20 protein-coding genes are annotated in these 20,450 nt (G+C 70.3%); 11 read left to right on the top strand and 9 right to left on the bottom strand.

Annotated features, from left to right (window positions below):
* Positions 1-44: 44 nt before the first annotated feature.
* The 4 genes from PUT80_RS07830 (at position 45) to PUT80_RS07815 (ending at position 5,224) form a co-directional block, all read left to right on the top strand.
* A complete protein-coding gene (locus PUT80_RS07830) occupies positions 45-1,331 on the top strand; it encodes an adenosylmethionine--8-amino-7-oxononanoate transaminase (protein ID WP_275291537.1) in 1,287 nt (428 codons plus the stop codon).
* A gap of 140 nt (positions 1,332-1,471) precedes the next feature.
* Entirely contained in the window at positions 1,472-3,646 is a 2,175-nt protein-coding gene (locus tag PUT80_RS07825) for a bifunctional SulP family inorganic anion transporter/carbonic anhydrase (protein WP_275291536.1), read from the top strand.
* Positions 3,647-3,731: 85 nt separating this feature from the next.
* Positions 3,732-4,457 (top strand): dethiobiotin synthase, encoded by a 726-nt coding sequence (bioD, locus tag PUT80_RS07820; protein ID WP_134733525.1) that lies wholly within the window; start codon positions 3,732-3,734, stop codon positions 4,455-4,457.
* A gap of 152 nt (positions 4,458-4,609) precedes the next feature.
* Complete coding sequence (locus tag PUT80_RS07815) at positions 4,610-5,224, top strand: DUF2567 domain-containing protein (protein WP_134665739.1); 615 nt, start codon at positions 4,610-4,612, stop codon at positions 5,222-5,224.
* A 554-nt stretch (positions 5,225-5,778) separates the two neighbouring features.
* Here the strand turns inward: PUT80_RS07815 and PUT80_RS07810 are convergent.
* Together PUT80_RS07810 and PUT80_RS07805 are read right to left on the bottom strand one after the other, a co-directional pair.
* Complete coding sequence (locus PUT80_RS07810) at positions 5,779-6,495, bottom strand: LON peptidase substrate-binding domain-containing protein (RefSeq protein WP_275291534.1); 717 nt, start codon at positions 6,493-6,495, stop codon at positions 5,779-5,781.
* Positions 6,496-6,538: 43 nt separating this feature from the next.
* Positions 6,539-7,192 (bottom strand): NUDIX domain-containing protein, encoded by a 654-nt coding sequence (locus tag PUT80_RS07805; protein ID WP_240015912.1) that lies wholly within the window; start codon positions 7,190-7,192, stop codon positions 6,539-6,541.
* 134 nt (positions 7,193-7,326) lie between these two features.
* Here PUT80_RS07805 and nadA point away from each other — a divergent pair, with 134 nt between their 5' ends.
* The 4 genes from nadA to PUT80_RS07785 all read left to right on the top strand — a co-directional run bounded on the left by nadA (position 7,327) and on the right by PUT80_RS07785 (position 12,108).
* Positions 7,327-8,337: a quinolinate synthase NadA gene (nadA, locus tag PUT80_RS07800; protein WP_037809568.1), complete on the top strand. Its 1,011-nt coding sequence runs from the start codon at positions 7,327-7,329 to the stop codon at positions 8,335-8,337.
* On the top strand, positions 8,334-9,983 hold the full coding sequence (locus PUT80_RS07795; RefSeq protein WP_275291533.1) for an L-aspartate oxidase: 1,650 nt from the start codon (positions 8,334-8,336) through the stop codon (positions 9,981-9,983). Before nadA ends, PUT80_RS07795 begins: the two co-directional genes overlap by 4 nt.
* A complete protein-coding gene (gene nadC / locus PUT80_RS07790; RefSeq protein WP_043828856.1) occupies positions 9,980-10,873 on the top strand; it encodes a carboxylating nicotinate-nucleotide diphosphorylase in 894 nt (297 codons plus the stop codon). Before PUT80_RS07795 ends, nadC begins: the two co-directional genes overlap by 4 nt.
* A gap of 62 nt (positions 10,874-10,935) precedes the next feature.
* Positions 10,936-12,108, top strand: coding sequence for a S8 family serine peptidase (locus PUT80_RS07785; RefSeq protein ID WP_275291532.1), 1,173 nt, complete (start codon positions 10,936-10,938; stop codon positions 12,106-12,108).
* Positions 12,109-12,169: 61 nt separating this feature from the next.
* On the opposite strand, the gene PUT80_RS07780 is transcribed toward PUT80_RS07785, so the two are convergent.
* The 6 genes from PUT80_RS07780 to PUT80_RS07755 all read right to left on the bottom strand — a co-directional run bounded on the left by PUT80_RS07780 (position 12,170) and on the right by PUT80_RS07755 (position 16,275).
* A complete protein-coding gene (locus PUT80_RS07780) occupies positions 12,170-12,547 on the bottom strand; it encodes a hypothetical protein (RefSeq protein ID WP_275291531.1) in 378 nt (125 codons plus the stop codon).
* A complete protein-coding gene (locus PUT80_RS07775) occupies positions 12,544-13,821 on the bottom strand; it encodes an alpha/beta hydrolase (RefSeq protein WP_275291530.1) in 1,278 nt (425 codons plus the stop codon). Before PUT80_RS07775 ends, PUT80_RS07780 begins: the two co-directional genes overlap by 4 nt.
* Positions 13,818-15,140, bottom strand: coding sequence for a WXG100 family type VII secretion target (locus PUT80_RS07770; protein WP_275291529.1), 1,323 nt, complete (start codon positions 15,138-15,140; stop codon positions 13,818-13,820). Before PUT80_RS07770 ends, PUT80_RS07775 begins: the two co-directional genes overlap by 4 nt.
* The gene (locus tag PUT80_RS07765) at positions 15,137-15,520 is read right to left on the bottom strand and encodes a hypothetical protein (protein WP_043828864.1); all 384 of its coding nucleotides are present in this window, start codon (positions 15,518-15,520) and stop codon (positions 15,137-15,139) included. Before PUT80_RS07765 ends, PUT80_RS07770 begins: the two co-directional genes overlap by 4 nt.
* A 97-nt stretch (positions 15,521-15,617) precedes the next feature.
* A complete protein-coding gene (locus tag PUT80_RS07760) occupies positions 15,618-15,917 on the bottom strand; it encodes a hypothetical protein (protein ID WP_037809581.1) in 300 nt (99 codons plus the stop codon).
* A 16-nt stretch (positions 15,918-15,933) separates the two neighbouring features.
* Positions 15,934-16,275 (bottom strand): WXG100 family type VII secretion target, encoded by a 342-nt coding sequence (locus PUT80_RS07755; RefSeq protein ID WP_078870305.1) that lies wholly within the window; start codon positions 16,273-16,275, stop codon positions 15,934-15,936.
* A gap of 214 nt (positions 16,276-16,489) precedes the next feature.
* Between PUT80_RS07755 and PUT80_RS07750 the strand changes: the two genes are divergently transcribed.
* Complete coding sequence (locus PUT80_RS07750; protein ID WP_275291528.1) at positions 16,490-17,464, top strand: hypothetical protein; 975 nt, start codon at positions 16,490-16,492, stop codon at positions 17,462-17,464.
* A gap of 49 nt (positions 17,465-17,513) precedes the next feature.
* On the top strand, positions 17,514-18,956 hold the full coding sequence (locus tag PUT80_RS07745; protein WP_275291527.1) for a long-chain fatty acid--CoA ligase: 1,443 nt from the start codon (positions 17,514-17,516) through the stop codon (positions 18,954-18,956).
* Between the two features lie 55 nt (positions 18,957-19,011).
* Here PUT80_RS07745 and PUT80_RS07740 read toward each other — a convergent pair whose 3' ends face one another.
* Positions 19,012-19,674 carry a trypsin-like serine protease gene (locus PUT80_RS07740; RefSeq protein ID WP_051171815.1) on the bottom strand — a complete coding sequence of 221 codons (663 nt, stop codon included), beginning with the start codon at positions 19,672-19,674 and terminating at the stop codon, positions 19,012-19,014.
* A 464-nt stretch (positions 19,675-20,138) separates the two neighbouring features.
* Between PUT80_RS07740 and PUT80_RS07735 the strand changes: the two genes are divergently transcribed.
* Positions 20,139-20,411: a hypothetical protein gene (locus PUT80_RS07735; protein ID WP_275291526.1), complete on the top strand. Its 273-nt coding sequence runs from the start codon at positions 20,139-20,141 to the stop codon at positions 20,409-20,411.
* Positions 20,412-20,450 lie beyond the last annotated feature (39 nt).

Raw genomic sequence — 20,450 nt, 5'->3', positions numbered from 1 at the left:
GGCTGTCACTGCGGAGCCGCCCGCCGCCCGGTTAGGGTCGGCGGGTGGAACCCAGTGCTGCCGACCTCCTCGCCCTCGACGCCGCCCACGTGTGGCATCCCTACGCGCCGATGCCGGGCCGCGTGCCGCCCCTGCTCGTGGAAGAGGCGAGCGGGGTGCGGCTGAAGCTCGCCGACGGACGGGAACTGGTCGACGGCATGTCGTCCTGGTGGGCGGCGGTGCACGGCTACCGGAACCCGGTGCTCGACGCGGCATTGGCCGAGCAGGCCGGGCGGATGAGCCACGTGATGTTCGGCGGGCTCACCCACGAACCGGCGATCACGCTCGCGAAGACGCTCGTCGAGATGACCCCGGACGGGCTCGAGCACGTGTTCCTGTGCGATTCGGGCTCGGTTTCGGTCGAGGTCGCGGTGAAAATGTGCCTGCAGTACCAGCGTTCCCGCGGGCTGCCCGGCAAACACCGGCTGCTGACCTGGCGCGGCGGCTACCACGGCGACACGTTCACGCCGATGAGCGTCTGCGATCCCGACGGCGGCATGCATTCGCTGTGGCGGGGAGTGCTGCCGGAACAGGTTTTCGTGCCCGCGCCGCCGTCCGGGTTCGACGTGCCGGTCGATGAGTCCTATGTGGACGAACTGGCGAAGGCTCTCGAGCAGCACGCGGACGAACTGGCCGCGGTGATCGTGGAACCGGTGGTGCAGGGCGCGGGCGGCATGCGGTTTCACCATCCCGGTTACCTGCGCGCGCTGCGCGAGCTGACTCGGGAACACGACGTATTGCTGGTGTTCGACGAGATCGCGACCGGATTCGGCCGCACTGGAAGGCTTTTCGCGGCCGAGCACGCCGGCGTGACGCCCGACGTGCTGTGCGTCGGCAAGGCGCTCACCGGCGGCTACCTCACGATGGCCGCCGCGTTGTGCACGCCCGAAATCGCCGACGGCATCACGCGCGGCGAGCTTCCGGTGCTCGCGCACGGCCCGACGTTCATGGGGAATCCGCTGGCTTCCGCGGTCGCCAACGCGTCGCTCGGTTTGCTGGCCGAAGGCCGCTGGCAGGCCGACGTCGAGCGGATCGAAACCGCGCTGCGCCAAGGGCTCGAGCCGGCTCGGGAGCTGCCGCACGTCGTGGACGTGCGGGCGCTGGGCGCGATCGGCGTGCTGCAGCTGGACCACGAGGTGGACATGGGTGTCGCGACGGAAGTGGTGACCGCCGAAGGGGCGTGGCTGCGGCCGTTCCGGGATCTGATCTACGCGATGCCGCCGTACCTCAGCACGGACGCGGACCTCGCGGTGATCACGTCGGCGATGCGGGCCGCCGCGGCGAAGGCCTGAGGTTACTTCGGGTTTGGCGTGGCTGCCTGTAGTGGATCTTGCCGGGTCGCGCAACCCGATCGTGGGTAATTCGATAAAGATCCACTCCATAGAGTGGTACATAGCGGACATTTCACAGGGATCCCGGTTTCCTGGTGATCATGAGACGACTTGCCGTGCTTCGCCACGACGTGCCCGCCTCGCTCGTGGTTTTCCTCGTCGCGGTCCCGCTTTCGCTCGGGATCGCCCTCGCGTCCGGCGCGCCGATCGTTGCCGGGCTGATCGCCGCCGTGGTGGGCGGCGTGGTCGCCGGTGCCCTCGGCGGCTCTCCGCTGCAGGTCAGCGGGCCCGCCGCCGGGCTGACCGTGCTGATGGCCGAGACGATCTCGACCTTCGGCTGGGCGGTCACCTGCCTGATCACCGTCCTCGCCGGGGCACTGCAGATCCTGTTCGGCCTGAGCTGGGTCGCGCGGGCGGCGCTGGCGATCTCGCCGGCGATCGTGCACGGGATGCTCGCCGGGATCGGCATCACGATCGTGCTCGGCCAACTGCACGTGCTGTTCGGCGGGAAGGCGCAGAGTTCGGCGCTGGAGAACATCGCCCAGCTGCCCGCGCAGATCGCCGCGCACCACGACGCCGCCGCCCTGATCGGCATCCTGACCCTCGCCATCCTGCTGGCCTGGCCCAAACTTCCCGCTGCGGTAAGGAAAATCCCCGGACCGCTGGCGGCCATCGCGGTCGCGACGGCGGTGTCCCTGGTCGCCGGGATGACGCTGCCGCGCGTCGAACTGTCCGGCGACCTGCTGCAGATCCGCTTCGCGCCGCAACTGCCGGACGGCGGATGGGGCCAGGTCGCGGTCGCGGTGATCACGATCGCGCTGATCGCCAGCGTCGAAAGCCTGCTGTCGGCGGTCGCGGTCGACAAACTGCAGAACGGTCCGCGCGCCAACCTGAACCGCGAGCTGATCGGTCAGGGCGCGGCGAACATGGTGTCCGGCTCGCTCGGCGGTCTGCCGGTGACCGGCGTGATCGTGCGCAGTTCCACCAACGTCGCGGCCGGGGCGCGCACGCGGGCGTCGGCGATCCTGCACGGCGTGTGGGTGCTGGTGTTCGTGGTCGCGCTCGCCGGGGTGCTGAAGTCCATTCCGCTGGCCGCGTTGGCCGGGCTGCTCGTGCACGTCGGCGCGAAGCTGGTGAACCCCGGTCATCTGCGGCAGGTGCTGCGCCACGGCGATCTGCCGCTCTACCTGGTGACCGTCGCCGGAGTGGTCGTGTTCGACCTGCTGACCGGCGTGCTCGCCGGGATCGTGCTGGCGGTGCTGCTGATGCTGCGCCGCACCGTGTGGTCGGGCGTGCACGCCGAGCATCACGGCGGCGAATGGCGCGTGATTGTCGAAGGCGTGCTGACGTTTCTGTCCGTGCCGCGGCTGACGAAGGTGCTCGGCACGATCCCGGCGGGCTCGAAGGTGACGCTGGAGCTGGTCGCCGATTACCTCGACCACGCGGCGTTCGAGAGCCTTTCCGCCTGGCAGCAGGCGCACGAACGGACCGGCGGCACGGTGGTCGTCGACGAGATCGGGCATCCGTGGTTCGCGAAGGGCAAGGAAGGCCGTCCGACGCTCCGGCGCACCGCGGCGGCCGGTGCGATGCCGAGGTGGCTGGCACCGTGGTCGGCTTGGCAGGCCGCGGACGTGCGGGTCCCCGGGCAGCGCACGCACCGGGGCGCGACCGAATTCCAGCGCCGGGCCGCACCGCTGCTCAAGGACGTCCTCAGCGGGCTCGCGCACGCGCAAGAACCGCACACGCTGTTCATCACGTGCGGTGATTCGCGGATCGTGCCGAACCTGATCACCACGTCCGGTCCGGGCGACCTGTTCACCATCCGCAACATCGGCAACCTGGTGCCGCCGGGTCAGGCGGATCCGTCCACCAACGCGGCGATCGAATTCGCGGTCGGGGTGCTGGGAGTGCGGGAAATCGTGGTGTGCGGGCACTCCTCGTGCGGTGCGATGGGCGCACTGGCCAGCGGTCCGCCCGCGGACACGGCGCTCGCGTCCTGGCTGGTGCACGCCGAACCGAGCCGGAAGCGGGCGGGCGCGGTGACCCTCGACGGGGAACGGCCGGAGCGCGAACCGGACCGGCTGGCGTTGCACAACGTCCTGCAGCAACTGACGCACCTGCGGCAGTACCCGCTGGTGGCCGAGGCCGAAGCGCGCGGCGAGCTGGCGCTGACCGGGCTGTACTTCGACGTGGGCGAGGCGCAGGTGTACCTGGCCGATCCGGCGAAGGGCGAGTTCGTGGCCGCGGGAGCGCCCGCGGCGGCCCCGGCCGGCTGACCCGGGCCCTCGCGCGTGCCCCCGGGTGCGCGCGAGGGAGCCCCGAGTGTTGACATCGGGGAGCACGGCAATATCTTGATGGCTCGTGACGACGCTCGTGATGACCGGAACCGGGACCGACGTCGGCAAAACGGTCGCCACCGCGGCGATCGCGGCGCTGGCCCTCGCGCAGGGACAACGCGTCGCGGTGCTGAAACCCGCGCAGACCGGCGTGCTCCCCGGCGAGGCGGGAGACCTCGCCGAGGTGGTGCGGCTGGCAGGCAAGGACCTGACGATCCGGGAGCTGCGGCGGTATCCGGATCCGTTGTCCCCGGAAGCCGCTTCCCGGCGCTCCGGGCTCCCGACTGTCGGGCCAGGGGAGATCGCCGCCGCGGCCAGCGACCTGGACGCGGCGCACGACCTGACCCTGGTCGAGGGCGCGGGCGGGCTGCTGGTCCGGTTCGACTCGCAGGGGAGCACGCTGGCGGATGTCGCGTGGTCACTGGGAGCGCCGGTGGTTCTCGTCGCGCAAGCCGGGCTGGGGACGCTCAACACGACTGCGTTGACCGCCGAGGTGGCTACTCGGCGTGGGCTGAATGTCGTGGGGGTCATCATCGGGTCCTGGCCGGCGGATCCGGATCTGGCGGCTTTGGAGAATCTTCGGGATCTGCCGGTCGCTGGCGGCGCGCCCTTGCTGGGGGTTCTTCCGGCTGGGCTGGGCGCGGCGGACCGGGAGACCTTCGCCGAGCAGGCTCGGCAGGGGTTGTCGCCGTGGTTCGGCGGGGAGTTCGATCCCGAGGCGTTCACGGCTGCTGCTTCCGCGCAGAACTAGCGCCGCGCGGATTGAGCGATCTCATCGGCTCGCGGGCCGGGTGAAGGCGATTTCTTCGCGGACTCGGGGCAATCAGACACGAGTCGCGGCGGTCGGACGCGAGGCAACCGGTTACCCTCAGTTCCGCACACGCGCAGGGAAGGGAGCCTCGGGTGGTCGATTCCGCGGGCAAGGCGGCGCATCGGTCTTCGGCACACCGGTCTTCGGCGGTGGCCGAGGGGTGGTCGGTGCCGGTGTTGTTTCCGCCGCAGCGGCCGCGGGTGGTGGTGAAGGCTGATCTGCTTCCCGCGGTGAGCGTTCTCTCGACTGCTGCGTTGCTGGGGATTCCGCTGGGGTGGTTGTGGTCGCTGCTGGCTCCGGCGGAGAAGGTGCGGGTGATCGGGACCAACGGTCAGCTGGCGCCCCTGGAGTTGGAGAGCTGGCATCGGTTCGACGATCTGGCGGTGTTCGGGTTTCTGGCGATGGCTGCTGGGTTGTTGATCGGGCTGGTGGTGTGGTTCCTGCGGGAGCGGCGGGGGCCCGTTGTTTTGGTGGCTGCTGCTGGCGGGGCGTTGGTCGCGGCTTGGCTGGGGACGCAGATGGGGCCTGCGTTCGCCAATTCGAAGTATTCGGTGGACGCGCCGCCTGCGTTGGGGGCGGTGATCGAGCAGGCGCCTCGGCTGGAGACTGGGTGGGTGGTGCTGGCTGCGCCGTTGGTGACGTGTTTGGTTTATGCGTTGATGACGGCGTGGAATGGGCGGGAGGATCTTGGGCGGCGGTTGGGGTGACCTCGGCTCGTCGCCTGGCGGCGACATTGCGTTTCTAGGTGGGCCCACCACCCCTCAGCTTGATTGTGACTACGGGCGGCGGGTGCTTGTCAAGGCGGGAAAGATGCCTTGACAAGCACCCGCCGCCCGTGTTTTTGGCTTCGTATCGGGGTTGTGGGGGGCGTGGGTGCCTTTCTTCGTTGGGTGCATCGGCTGCGGTAGGTGCGCGGCTTGGGTGGTGGGTTGCGGTGGGGTTCGCGGTGGCGGTTTAGCGCCCCAATGTGGCATTGGGTGCATGTGACGCACCGAATGCCACATTGGGTGCATGTGACGCACCGAATGCCACATTGGGTGCGTGGGATGCACCGAATGCCGCATTGGGTGCGTGGGATGCACCGAATGCCACATTGGGGCGCAATTGCGGCGGCGGGTGGGGCGGGCCGTGAAGGGCTCCTTGAGGGAATCTAGGTACGTGAAGGGGTCCTTCACGGCGCGCGGGAGGGCGTGAGGGGAACCCTGTGGGAATCAGGGGCAATGAGGGTGGCCCTCACGGCAGGCGCAACCCCGGGGGAGAGCTAGTTCAGGTCTGCGGGTTTGGTGAAGGTCGCCAGTTCGGTCGGCGGCAGCGGTACGGTGCCCAGGGTTTCCAGGAAACCGGCTTCTCGGGTTAGCAGGCGGCAGGCGATGCGCAGGCGGCGCAGCGGGTGCGTTTCCTCCAGCAGCAGCTGCCGGTCTTCCAGCGGGAGGAGGCAGTCGGCGGCTAGCTGGTAGGCGAGTTCGCCCAGGTCGGCGTCGTCGTGGGGTGGGCGCCAGTCGTCTGCGTGCCAGGCGGCTTCGCAGTATCGCTGGTGGGCGCCTCTCGCTACGTCGGCCAGTTGGCGGGCCGTTGACTCCGCGGTGGCGGGTACTGGGTCGTCGGGGAGCCAGTCGACCACGGCCATCAGGTACGGCGCGGACGCTCGGTGCAGTTCGCGCAGGCGGAAGCGGCGGGCTGCGCGGGTGACTACGTCGTAGCGGCCGTCGGGGAGGCGTTTCGCTTCGCGGAGGATCGTGCTGCAGCCCACGCTGTACACGTGGTCCAAACCACTGACCTCGCGGACGAGCGGGGCGCGCAGGGCGACCACGCCGAACTCGTGTTCCGGGACGTTGCCCGTGACGAGGTCCGCGGTGAGCTGCCGGTAGCGCGGTTCGAAGATGTGCAGCGGCAGGTGCGTCCCGGGGAGCAGCACGGTCTGCAGCGGGAACAACGGCAGGGTCGCCGTTCCGCTGGGGCACTGCTCAGACTCGGTCACGGCGTCCACGGTACGGGCTGCGGAGCCCCGCCGCAGTTCGTGTTTACCGTCGCGGCGGGGGCTTCAGGACCGCGAAAGGGTCGGTGATGTGCATGTCTTTCGCGGCAAAAGAGAACAGCGCCGCAGGTCGTCCGCCGGTCCGGCCGGGGGCCGCGGTGTGGCCCGTGGGGACCAGCAGGCCACGCCGTTGGAGCACGCGTTGCAGGTTCGTCGCGGACACTTTGTAGCCGAGTGCGGCGGAGTACAGGCCTCGTAGCGCCGAGATGGTGAATTCCTCTGGGGCCAGCGCGAAACCGAGGTTGGTGTAGCTCAGTTTCGAGCGCAGGCGGTCGCGGGCGCGCAGGACGATCGCCTCGTGGTCGAAGGCGGTGCGGGGCAGGGCGTTCACGTCGTGCCACTCGGTGTCTTCGGGGACGGCCGGGTCGACGTCGGAGGGGACCAGCCCGAGAAACGCGGTGGCTACGACGCGGGGGCCGGGGACGCGGTCGGGGGCGCTGAACACGGCGAGCTGCTCGACGTGCTTCAGCTGGCGGACGTCCACCTTCTCCGCGAGCTGCCGCCGGATGGAGGTTTCGACGTCCTCGTCGGGGCGCAATCGGCCGCCGGGGAGCGACCAGCGGCCCAGGTGCGGATCGAGCGCTCGGCGCCACAGAAGCACGCGCAGTGTGTCCGAGCGCACTTGAAGGACTGCCGCCAGAACCTCGTGGGCGAGGGGGGCTCGGGTGTTAAGATGGCTTCGCACGGTTTTCGATTATAAGGCGAAAACCGGGTTGGGGAGGAACCGGGGTCGATCCGGTTCCGAGGCCGGCGATTCTCGAGAGGGCCGAACACATGACCACCACGCTTGACCAGGATCTGACCCCTTACGGCGGGGTCGAGGCGGACGCCGACTGGGCCGCCCGCGTGCGGGAGCTCGCCCGCAAGCGCGACGCGGTGCTGCTCGCGCACAACTACCAGGTCCCGGAGATCCAGGACATCGCGGACTTCACCGGCGACTCTCTGGCGCTCAGCCGCATCGCGGCCAGCAGCGACGCGTCCACGATCGTCTTCTGCGGCGTGCACTTCATGGCCGAGACCGCGAAGATCCTGGCCCCGGAGAAGACGGTGCTGATCCCGGACGCGCGGGCAGGCTGCTCGCTCGCCGACTCCATCACCGGCGCTCAGCTGCGCGAATGGAAGGCCGAGCACCCGGGCGCGGTGGTCGTGTCGTACGTGAACACGACGGCCGAGGTCAAGGCCGAGACGGACATCTGCTGCACGTCGTCGAACGCGGTCGACGTGGTCGCTTCCATCCCGGCTGACCAGGAAGTTCTCTTCCTGCCGGACCAGTTCCTCGGCGCGCACGTCAAGCGCGTGACCGGGCGCGAGAACATGCACGTCTGGGCTGGGGAATGCCACGTGCACGCCGGCATCAACGGGGCCGAGCTGGCCGCGCGCGCCGAGGAGAACCCGGACGCCGACCTGTTCATCCACCCCGAATGCGGCTGCGCGACCTCGGCGCTTTACCTGGCCGGAGAGGGTGCGGTGGCCCCGGAGCGGGTCAAGATCCTGTCCACCGGCGACATGGTGCACGCGGCGCGCGACACCAAGGCGACCTCGGTGCTCGTGGCCACCGAGATCGGCATGATCCACCAGCTGCGCAAGGCCGCGCCGGAGATCGACTTCCGCGCGGTGAACGACCGGGCGTCGTGCCGGTACATGAAGATGATCACCCCGGCCGCGCTGCTGCGGAGCCTCACCGAGGGCGCGGACGAGGTCCACGTCGACCCGGAGACGGCCTCGCGGGCCCGCGCCTCGGTGCAGCGGATGATCGAAATCGGGCAGCCTGGCGGTGGGGAATGAGCGGCCTAGTTAACGCCGATGAGGCGAAAACCTCACCAAATCCGCGGTGGGAAGCCCGGGCCGATGTAGTCGTGATCGGCAGCGGCGTCGCCGGGTTGTCGGCGGCGCTGCGGGCCCGCGAACTCGGGCTGCACGTACTGATCGTGACGAAGGCGGCGGTCGCCGACGGCAACACCCGGTGGGCGCAGGGCGGCGTGGCCGTGGTGCTGGACGGCGAGCGCGACGAGGGCGACACGGTCGAGAAGCACACGGCGGACACGCTCACCGCTGGAGCCGGGCTCTGCGACGAGGACGCGGTGCGGTCGATCGTCGGCGGTGGTCCGGCGGCGGTCACCGAGTTGCGGCAGAACGGCGCGGTGTTCGACCACAGCGCGGGTGCACTGGCAAGGGCACGCGAGGGTGGGCACAGCGCGTTCCGGGTCATCCACGCGGGTGGCGACGCGACCGGTGCGGAGGTCGAGCGCGCGCTCGTCGTGCAGGCCGGCGAACGGCGGATTCCGGTGCTGGAGCACCACATCGCGGTCGACGCGCTGCGCACGTCCGCGGGTGAGGTGGCCGGGGTGACGGTGCTCGACCGCAACGGCGTGCCCGGGGTGGTGCGCGCGTCCGCGGTCGTGCTGGCCAGCGGCGGGTACGGGCAGCTGTACCAGGCGACCTCCAATCCCGAAATCGCGACCGGTGACGGGCTGGCGCTCGCATTGCGCGCCGGTGCGGCGGTGGCCGACATCGAGTTCGTGCAGTTCCACCCGACGGTGCTGTACACGCCGGGTGCGCGCGGGCGGTGTCCGCTCGTCACGGAGGCAGTGCGCGGCGAGGGGGCGACGCTCGTGGACGGCGCGGGCGCGTCGGTGATGGCCGGGGTGCATCCGCTCGGCGATCTGGCTCCGCGCGACGTCGTGGCGGCGGCGATCACCCGGCGGCAGGCGTTGGCTCCCGGCGGCATCGACGATCACGTTTTCCTTGACGCCACCGGCATTCCCGGGTTCGCGAAGCGGTTCCCGACGGTGCACGCGGCGTGCGCGGTGCTGGGAATCGACCCGGCGGTGGACGCGATTCCGGTGACCCCCGCGGCGCACTTCGCGTGCGGCGGCGTGGTGGCCACTGTGGACGGACGATCGACGGTGCGCGGGCTGTACGCGGCGGGCGAGGTGGCTCGCACCGGGCTGCACGGGGCGAACCGGTTGGCGTCCAACAGTCTTCTCGAAGGGTTGGTCGTCGGGCAGCGGGCGGCGGAGGCGGTTGCTGCGGATCTGGCCGCTGGGCTGCTGCCGGATCCTTCACGCGGCCGGATTCCGGAACGGACCACCGCGCCGGCGGCGGAACGCGATGTGCTGCAACGGGTGATGAGCCGGTACGCGGCGATCGGCCGGGACGCGGACGGCCTCGCCGCGGCGGGCTCGGCGCTCGACTTGTCGACAAAGGACAGTCCGCTGTGGACGCATTCCGCAGTGGAGGACGCGGCGCTCACCGTGGCGGCACAGGCGTTGCTCGCGGCGGCGGAGCGGCGGACGGAATCGCGGGGATGTCACGTGCGGACGGACTTCCCGGAGCGGGTCGAAGGGTTGCGGCGGAGCCAGCTGATCCGGCTGAGCCCGTCGGGACAGCCGGTGCTGGTCGAGGCGGCGTCGTTGGAAGGGGTGGCATGAGCGGGGAATTCTCGGAAGCAGTCGTGCGGGCATTGGTGGTGGACGGGCTGGACGTCGCCGACGTCCGGCGGGTCGTGACCACCGCGCTGGAAGAGGATTTGCGGTACGGGCCGGACGCGACGACGGCGTCCACGGTCCCGGCGGACGCCCGCGCGGTGGCCGAGCTGACGCCGCGCGTCGCCGGGGTCGTGGCCGGGATTCCGGTGGCGCTGGCGGTTTTCGACGAGGTGCTCGGCTCCGACTACGAGGTGGTCTCGATCCGCGAGGACGGTTCGCCCGCCGTCGCGGGGGAGCCGGTGCTCGTGCTGCGCGGTCCGGTGCGCGGGCTGCTGACGGCGGAGCGCACGGCGCTGAACCTGTTGTGCCTGCTGTCCGGAGTGGCGACGGCGACCGCGGCATGGGTGTCCGCGATCGAGGGAACCGGTGCTGCGGTAAGGGATTCGCGCAAGACGATCCCGGGGTTGCGGCTGCTGCAGAAGTACGCGGTGCGATGCGGCGGCGGCGTGAACCACCGGATGGGTCTCGGCGACGCGGTGCTGATCAAGGACAACCACGTGGTCGCGGCCGGTTCGGTCACCGCGGCGCTGGCGGCGGCCCGGGAACTCGCGCCGCAGCTGGCGTGCGAGGTCGAGGTGGACGATCTGGCCCAGTTGGACGAGGCATTGGCCGCCGAGGCGGACGAGGTGCTGCTCGACAACTTCACGCCGGAGGAGTGCGTGAAGGCGGTCGCGCGGCGGAATGAAGTGTCGCCGAAGACGCGGCTGGAGTCCTCCGGCGGGCTGACGCTCGACCGTGCGCGACCGTACGCCGAGTCCGGAGTGGACTACCTGTCCGTCGGCGGGCTCACGCATTCCTCGCCGGCTCTCGACCTCGGGATGGACCTGCGGTAACCCTGTCGCCGCGGCCCGCTCTCCACTAGAATCTCCTTGTCCGACAAGGGGAGGGGGCCGCGGTGCGGGGAATTGCCGCCGGAGCGGTGGCCGCGCTCGTGGCGCTCGGCCTGCCCGTCACGGCCGCCTCGGCCGGAGCGGCTTCGTGCGCGAATCCGTCCGGTCCGTACACCGGGGCGGTGTCCTGGGGGCAGCGGCTGGTCAACCCGCCGCGGCTGTGGGCGCTGACCAGGGGTGAGGGCCAGACCGTCGCGGTGATCGGCACCGGGGTCGACAAGCAGAACGCGCAATTCGGGCCCGGACAGGTGCTCGGCGGCGCCGGCACCGCGGATTCCGATTGCGACGGTCGGGGCACGATCGCCGCGGGCATCGTCGGTGCGCAGCCGGCGAACGAGACCACTTTCACCGGTGTCGCACCGGGGGTGAAGCTGCTTCCCTTGCGCTACACCGAAAGCAACGGTTCATCGTCGGACGGCGGCGGTGATCCGGGTGCTTTGGCGGGCGCGATCGACACGGCGGTCGACCGCGGCGCGGGAGTGATTCTCGTGGCGGTCCCGGCGGGTTCGGACAGCCCAGCGCTCGGTGCGGCGCTCGACCACGCGAAGTCGCGCGGGGCCGTGGTGATTTCGGCCGCGGCGGCGACTCAGCAAGGGGCGCACACTTATCCGACTGCTTCGAAGGGCGTCCTCGCGGTCGGTTCGACGGACGAATCCGGCGCGCCGGTGCAGTCCGAAGCCGGGGATTACCTCGGAATCGCCGCGCCTGGCGCGAATTTGGTGAGCACGTCGGCCGGCGGCGGGGGCGCGGTCGCGCATCGCTGGCCGATCACCGACCCGAGCCTCGCCGCGGCGTATGTCGCCGGGGTGGCGGCGCTGGTTCGTTCGGCGCATCCGGAGCTGAAAGGCGAGGAAGTGGTGAACCGGTTGATGCTCACCGCTTCCCGTCCGCCGTCCGGGGCGCACGATCCGCGCCGCGGTTGGGGAATGCTCGACGCTTACGCTGCGGTGTCTTCCACGTTGCCCGCCAACGCGCCTGGTCCGAGTGCGGCTGCGGTGCGGTCTGAATTGCCTGCGGTGGTTCCGGCTGCGGCGCAGGTTCGGCCGAGGTCTGATGTGGCGGCTGGAGTTGTTGCGGTGGGTGGGGTTGTGGTGGCTGCTGGGGCGGGGATTGGTGTGGCGGCGTTCCGGCGGGGGCGGCGGCGTGGGTGGCGGCCGTCGCGGTTTCGGGCGTCGTGAGCGGCGGTGCCGGTTCTAACCGGCATAGGCACTCACGAGGCGGTTGGGCGGGGTCGCGGTTCTAATCGGGATCGACAGTCACGAGACGCGTCGAGCCGATGATCGCCACCCCGCGTCCGTCGCGGGCGATGTGCACGCTGAAATCCGCACCGTCCCGGGAAAACCGTGCGATGACTTCCCGATAGGTGCTGCGGTCGTAGGATTCCCAGCCCGCCTTTTCCAGCGTCGGCCGCACCGCTTCGGTCAGCACTCGCAGAGCGGCGGGGCTGTCCTCCAATCGAACCCCGTATTGCCAGCACACCAAATGCCCCGGCTGCGCGGGATCGCAGTCCAGCTCACCGTCCACTGTGGGCAGTGCGCGCGAGCCGAACGCGGCGGCGACGCTGTCGATGACGTTCGTCAGCTCAGCAGCCAGATCCTTCAACTCGCGCGTGATCACGGCAGCACCGCCGGAACCGGCACGGGCGCTTCGGTGACGTGGTCGCCGGTCAGCACGCCGTAGATGTTCTCCCACGAATCCGAACCCGGCTTGAGCACGCCGCTGTGCGAGGACAGGCCCCACTGCACGTTTCCGGCGGCGTCGCGGCCGGTGGTCAGATCAGTGACGCCAGGGAAGGTATCCGGGTCGGCGCCGTGGCCGATGCCGGTCCATTCCAGTGCCCCGGCGTTGCCCTGGGCGAGGATGATCGGGTCCAGCGGGGCGGTCATCGAGTACCGCTGCACGCCGGCTTGGCTCGGCGGCAGGTCTGCTGGGCTCCATACGCCGTGTCCCATGCCCGCCGACTCTACGTGCAGCACCCGGTCCACTGGCAAGCCTTGCTGGTCAGCGAGCCCGACGGTGGCGCCGCCGTAGCTGTGGCCGATCGCGGTGATCGTGGCCGCGCCGCCGGTCCGGGAGTCGACCTGGCCGCGCAGTTCGTCGCCGAACGCCTTGAGGTTCGGGGCCATTGTCTGTGCGTAACTGGCTTCGGCGCCCTCGGTGGTCACGTTCTGCGGGAACACGCCGTCGGCCCAGACGACCATCGCGGTCCGGCCGCTCGGGTCGGCGGCGACGAGGCTGCGGCCGAGGTCGGCGTAGGACTGGAAGGTGTCCATCCGGGTGTGCACGCCGGGCACGAACAGCCCGACGTTGCGCGTGCCCGGCTGGATCGTGCCGACCAGTTCGGCGATCCGGCCGTTGCCGGACGGATCGAACCGCAGGATCTGCCGGTGGTCGTCGATAATGCTTTGGTACAACGCGATCCGCCGCTTCGAGCGGGCGATGGCGTCCGGATCGGACAGTCCGGCCAGGCGGGTCCGTTCGGCGGCGAGCGCGTCGGACACCTTCATCCGGTTGGCCGCGATGGTCCCGGCCCAGCCGCCGCTCGCGGCCGATTTCCCGGCTGCCGGCACCGGGTCTTCGGGCAGCAGCGAACGGTACATCGCCGCCACCTGCTCGTCGGCGCGCCGGTAGCCCGCGGACGAAGCCGTGAGGCCGTCGCGAAGGACCTGGGCGCGGACGACGCGCTGGTCGACGTCCGCGGCGAGTGCGTTGAGCGTTTTCGCGAGCCCGGCGGCACATCCGGACGACGCGGACACCTGGCCGAAGGCCGTGGCGGGGATTCGTTCGCCCGCCACGGCCTGCTGAACGGTCCGGAGCGCCCCGGCGCGAGTGTCCAATTCGGACGCCGCACTGGCGAGTTTCGCCGGTGCGACCCGGTAGCCGTCGGTCACGGCTGGTCGGCCGGCTCTTCGCCGATGACCGAGGGCGCGACCGGAGCCTGCTGGCCCCACACGTTCTCGGTTTCGACGAGCCACGCCGGGATCCGGCGGCCCGAGCCCAGGTCACCGCCCGCGCCCATGCCGCCCATCGGCATCATGGGCATCATCGGCATGGCGCTCTTGGCCGCCGCGCCCGCTGCCCCGGCGGCGCCGCCCGCGAGTCCGCTGAGGACGTTCGACTGCGCGTTCCCGGCGAGCCCGGAGTGCGCGGCCGGAGCTTCCCCGGCACCGCTCAGACCGCCGCCGGACGGAATGCCGCCGCCGTCGATCGACGGGGCTTCCCCGCCGCCGACCGGGATCCCGCCGCCGCCACCGCCCGCGGGACCGGCTCCGCCGCCGAGCTTCGTGCCCGGAGGCACGTCCTGCTCCTTGTCCTTGCCGTCCTTGTCTTTGTCCTTGCCCGAGGCCCACGGCGGAACCTTCGGCATGATCGACCCGAATCGGCCGAACGCCGCCGCGGACGCGGCCGCGAGACCGGCGGTGAACATGTCGCCGAACAGCGGGCTGCCCGGATTCTGCGCCGGGTGTCCGGGCTGCGAAGAGCCCGGAACCTGCGTGCCGTCGGTGGGCAGCGGGTGCGAATCGACCGGCGCGCCGACCGCGGTGCCGCCGTCCGGGGTGTTGCCGATCGCGCCGGTGCCGCCGGTCGAAGCGCCGCCGCCGGGGACCGGCTTGGGCGGCGGGGCGGCCGCGTTGGGCGAGACCGGGATCGAGTCCTCGGCGGTGTCGTAATTCGTCGCGAGGTTGTTCATGACGACGATCGCCTTCGCGTGCGCGGAGCCGGCGGCGTTGGCGGCCTGTTGCTGCGCTTCGACGTTGGCGATCGCCTGCTGCCGCTGCTGCGTCGCGGCGATGATCGTGGCCGGCGGGGTGTCCGCCGGGAGCAGCGGCGGGTTGACCGCGAGCGCGACGTCGGCGGGGGAGACGTCCGGCACCGCGACCGGCGGCGGCATCTCGGCCTTCGCCTTGACCAGCGCGTCCGCGGCGTCCTCCAGCATGTCGCGCATGCCCTGCGCGGTGACCGCGACCTTGCGGATGCCGCCGACCAGGTCGGTCATCATGGTCCGGTACTGGTCGGCCGCGCCGCCGGTCCACGAGCTGGAGAAGTCGGTGAGCTGGTCCGACAGGTTCTCGGCCTGGTCGTACAGCCCGCGCGAGGCTGAACTCCACTGTTCGGCCGCGGCGCGCGCGGTGGTCGGATCGCCCGCCTGCAGCATCGCGTAGAGCTGCTGGTGGGTGTAGCCGGCGAAGTTGGTGCGAGGCCCGCTCATGCGTTCTTACCCCCTGAAGAATCAAGGCCCAGCAACGAAAAAAGCGGGTCGAGCAGACCGGTCTGCTGACCCGATTGGTGCAGGTCGCCCGCGACCGACTGGTCGGCCTGGGCGTATCCGTCGGCGACGGTGGTGGTGACGTCCTGCGCGAACGTGATCGCCCCGCGGACCTGCTCGAGCAGGCCCTGCATCTCGGCGACCGCGGCGCGGTGGGCGTCGGCGAGCGAAGCGGCTTCCCCGAACTCCCCGAACAGCAGCGGATGCTCCCCGAGGGTGCGCAGGAAGTCGTTCGGCCGGGACATCGCGTGGATCTGGGTTTCCAGCTCCCGGACGAAGTCCGTCAGCGATTCCAGGTGGACGTAGTACGACTGGTCGGGCATCGGCCGGTGACCTCTCGTGCGGCAGGACGCGGGAAAGCCGGCCGTCCGGAGCGGGCGGGGGGTGGTCCCGCCCCGGACGGCCGGCGTCGGGGCCGGATCAGGCGAACAGGCCCTGGTTGCGGTTCTCCAGCTGGTGCTGGAGATCGTGGGCGTCGCCGACCTTGGTGCCGAACTGCGCGATGATCGCGACGATGTCGGCGGTCGCCTGGCGGAGCCGGGTCTCGGACGCGCGCGCCGCTTCACCGGCGGAGCTGCCCGAGGCGTACCAGGTCTGGGTGATCGGCTGCAGGTTCTGGTGCAGCTGCTCCAGCTGGGAGGTCAGCGCCTTCGCCTTGGCGGCGAGCGACGCGGAGCTGTGCTGCAGGGCCCCGAAGCTGATTTCTACGACGTCAGCCATGGTGTCTTGTCCTCTCTCAGGGGTTGAGGCGAGGGATCACGTTGCCCTCGACGGTGTGGCTGACGCTCTGGAAGCTCTGGTGCACGTCGGAGTCGCCCGAGTTGTAGTTCGCGTGGCTGGTGTGCACGAGCTGCGACATCGTGTCGAGCTCCCGGACGGCGGCGCCCATCTTCTCCTGAAGCCTGCGCTGCAGGTCCCAGAAGGCGACCGCCTGGTCGCCCTTGTAGTTCCGCAGCGTCTCGGTCAGCTCGGACTCCAAGCTGGCCATGGTCGTCTTAGCGTTCGAAGCGGTTTCCTCGAAGCCCTGGACGGCGCGCGTCATGGCAGCGGAATCTGCCTGGAATCCCGGACTGGACATCTGACGGGCCACCTCCTTCCCTCTCGTGGAAAATCCCGGTGCGCGGCGGGCCGCGCGGTGTGAATGTCACGCTAGAAAAAGAGCGGGTGTGGTCAAACGGCACAACTGCCGGTCGCTTTGACGGCACTATTACCCACAGGTGGGGCGCTCCCTACCGGCAAGACGGGGGACGGCGCCAGTGCTCGCGGCCCCGCGCGCGGCCAGGCTGACCCCCATGACTTCCTGGGGATCACGACTGTTCCGGCTGCACCGCCCGCTCGGCGTGCTGGCCGGGGCGATGGCGGTGCTGCTGGTCGCGTGCGGGTTCGGGCTGCTCCTGGATGATCGCACGCTCGTCAACGCGCCGCTGTGGGCGAAACCGTTCAAATTCGCGGTTTCGGTGGCGTTGTACGCGCCGACGCTGGCATGGCTGCTTTCGCTGGTGAAGCGCGGCCGCCGGGCCGGCTGGTGGATGGGCACGGCGTTCGCGGTCGGCATGGGCACGGACATGGCGCTGCTGGTGTGGCAGGTGCTGTTCCAGGACCGGCCGCTGCACTTCAACCACGCGACGCCGGCCGACGTCACGATCGGCAACATCCTCGCCACCGGCGCGTTCACCGCGTGGGGCGCGACCGCGGCGGTGGTAGTGCTGCTGTTGTTCCAGAAGCTGCCGGACCGCGCGCTGACGTCCGCGCTGCGGTGGGGAACCGCGCTCGCGGCGGGCGGAATGGGGTTGGCGCTCCTGATGTTCTCGGCCAGCCCGGCGCAGCAGCGGGTGCTGGACGGCGGCGGGAAACCGGCGATGATCGGCGGGCACACGATCGGTCTCGAGGACGGCGGGCCGGGGCTGCCGCTGCTGGGCTGGAGCACGGTCGGCGGGGACCTGCGGATCCCGCATTTCGTCGGGATCCACGCGATTCAGGCGTTGCCGCTGCTTGCTTTGGCGCTGGTCGCGTTGTCCCGGCGGTACCCGGTGTTGTCGCACGAGCTGGTGCGGCGTCGGCTGGTGTGGACTGGGGCGGCCGGGTACGCGGGGGTCGTCGCGATTACGGCGTGGCAGGCGATGCGCGGGCAGTCGGTTGTGCGGCCGGACTTTTGGACACTGGCTGCGGCTTTTGGGTTGGTCGCGGTGGTGGCGCTCGGTGGCTTGCTGTCGGTCCGGTCTCGCGCGGGTGTTCCCGATGAGCGGCATGCGCTGAGGGGATTCTGAGATCTCTCCGGTACGCCTTGGCGGGTTGGCCCGACGGGAGGACGGTGTGATGGCATTTCCCCAAGACCTGCTGGATTCGCTGCGGCGCGCGCCGGACGCGATCGCGTTCGAGCACGGGGAGCGGCGGGTGCGCCGGGGCGAGGTGCTCGACCTGATCGGCCGGTTCGCCGCCGGGCTGCGGGCGGCCGGGATCCGGCAGGGAGACGGAGTCGGGCTCGCGACCGGGGTGACGCCGGAGGGCTGGGCCGCCCAGATCGCGGTGCAGACGCTGGGGGCTCGGGCGGTGGGGGTGCGGGCCGGGTTGCCCGCGGTGCATCTCGACGCGGTGCTGGACGGGGTGGCCGCGGTGGTGACCGACGCCGAACTGCCGGAGCTGGCGGGGGTACGGACGCTTCCGATCGGGCCGGAACTCCTTGCCGCGTATGGGGAACCGGTACCGCGCGGGAAACCGTCGGACGTTGGCTGGGTGGTGTTCACCAGCGGGAGCACGGGGGTGCCCAAGGGGGTCGCGTACCGGTTCGACGCGTTGGGGGAGTTCGGACTTGAACAGCGGGCCGGGGATTCGGCGGCGGACTACCGGCGGTTTCTGCTGTTCGGGACATTGAGCAGCGCGGTGATGGTGCTGCATTTGCAGGCTTGTTTGCTCGCTGGCGGTACCGCGGTGATTCCGGAGGGATTGCCGGACTTTCCCTGGATTCTGCCGCGGTTGGACATCACGGCGGCGCTGGTGACGGTTCCCCGATTGTATCGGATGCTGGATGTGCTGCGGGAGGAGGAAATCGATCTTTCCGGGCTCCGAATGCTGACTGTCGCCGGGTCTCCGGTCGAACCTGGGTTGCTGGCTGAGGGATTCAAGCGAATCGGACCCGCGTTGCGGCAAGGATACGGGCAGACCGAGACCGGGAAATTGACTGTGCTGGACACGGCGGACGTGGCGGCGCATCCGGAGGCGATCGCTTCGGTCGGATTGCCGGTCGAAGGGGTTTCGCTGGAGGTGCGGGATGCTTCGGGCCGTGCGGTTCCCGCGGGGACGACGGGGGAGGTTTTCGCCCGTACCGCAAGGGCTTTCGCGGGCTACTGGCGTGATCCTTCGCTGAGCGGGACGGTGCTGGCCGATGGCTGGGTCCGTACTCAGGACATCGGGCGGCTCGACAAGAACGGTTTTCTGTATTTGACCGGTCGCGCCCGGGATGTGGTGATCGTGAACGCGGTGATCCATTACACCGGGCCGATCGAGCGGGCGCTCGCCGCGCATTCCGCCGTGGATCAGGCGTATGTCGTCGCGGTTCCGGACGAACGGACCGGGGAAGCGGCGCACGCGTTCGTGGTCGCCGCGCCGGGGCGCACTCCGGATCCGGAGGAATTGCGGGCGGCGGTGGCCGCGGAATTGGGGGAGGCCGCGGTTCCGGCTTCGTTCACGGTGCTGGACGAGGTTCCGGTCGCGGAGTCGGGAAAACCGGACAAGGCCGCGCTGCGCGCCCTCGCCCGGTGACCGCCGCGGGGTTCCGGCCTGCCGCGCACGGGGGCGGCAGGCCGGAACGCGCGGATCAGACGCCCGCGGTCTGCTTGATCCAGTCGCGGCTGTTGGCGACGCTGGCGTAGTTCTGCGTGCCGTGTTCGTCGCTGCCGGAGTTCTCGCCGGTGGAGCAGACGCCGACCTGGACGCCGTCGGCCAGTTGCGGGCCGCCGGAGTCGCCGTGCCACGAGGAGCCGGTGACGCCCTTGCTGGCGATCGCCTTGCCGTTGAAGGCGTCCGTGCTCTCGCCGGTCACCTGGACGTCCGCGGTCTTGAGCGTGTCCGAGGGCGGGCTCTGGTCCTTGGTGCGGCCCCAGCCGTAAATCTGGTTGGTGGCACCGTTTTCCGGGTCCTTGTCGGCCAGCTTCATGAACGTGGTGTCCACAGCGGACTTGAGGTGCAGCAGCGCGATGTCGCCGTTGGGCGAGGCCTTCTGCTCGTCGACCGCGGCTTCGGTGCCCTGGCCCAGCGCGACGTCGCCGACCTTGACGTGCATGCCGCCCTTGTTCAGGCAGTGCTGCGCGGTGAGCACCCACTGCGAGGCGATGATCGTGCCGGAGCATTCGAAGCCGCCGTAGTCGGTGACGTCGTCCCAGAACACCTGGGCGCCCCACGGGGCCGACTTCACGGTATCGCCGCCGATGATGTGCGTGTCGGCACTCGCCGGGACGACCGCCCCGACCCCGAACGCCATCGCAGCCCCGGCGACCACGGCCGCCGCTTTCGCGTAACGCATGGAAAATCCCTCCGCCTCGGTGGTGATTTCCCGACCGTAGGCGGCAAGTGGAAATCCGGTAACCTACGGAAGTCGGTCTTCGATCCACGTTTCGCGGAGCGCGCCGTCGGGGTCCAGCCGCCGGTGGAGGGCATCGGCTTGCTCCGGACGGGTGAGCACGGCGACGGCGGCTTCCTGTGTCCGGTGCAGGGCGTGCACGGCGACGCGAAGCTTGCGGATCCGGCCGCGGGTGCGGAGCCGGGCTCGCCACGGATGCCAGAGGACGGCGAGCAGAAGGCCGGTGGTTTCCGTCCGGTAGGCCTGGGCGGCTTGAGCCAGTTGACCGGAGTCGGCGATTCCGCCGAGTTGACGGCGAAATCGGCTACGCGGCGGGGGATTCCGGCGACCAGCACGGCGGTGAGCAGTTCGGAGAGGGCTTCGCGGTGGGCGTCTGTCCCGTCTTCGAGGACGGCGACGATCCCGAGCGCATCGGCGAGGCTTTTCCGGCTGGTCAAGGTATTCGGGGGCAAACCGATCCGGATTTCGCGCACACCGCCGGAGATCGCGCGGGCCGCTTCGAGCCGCCGATAGACCTCGGCGCGAAGCTGGCGGCGGTCTTGGATCTTGGTGAGGTAGTTCGTCAGTGCGGCGCCGACGACGCCTCCGCCGGTGGGGTAGGCCAGTTATCCCGTGCTTGGGCTTTCGTGACGTCGTGAGGGGAACCTGAAGGAATCAGAATTCCTATGCGATCCTCA

The organism is Amycolatopsis sp. La24 (genome assembly GCF_029087445.1).
Classification (GTDB): Bacteria; Actinomycetota; Actinomycetes; order Mycobacteriales; family Pseudonocardiaceae; genus Amycolatopsis; species Amycolatopsis nivea.
Note: the sequence above shows the minus strand (reverse complement) of the source record. Positions and strands in the feature narration are given on the sequence as shown.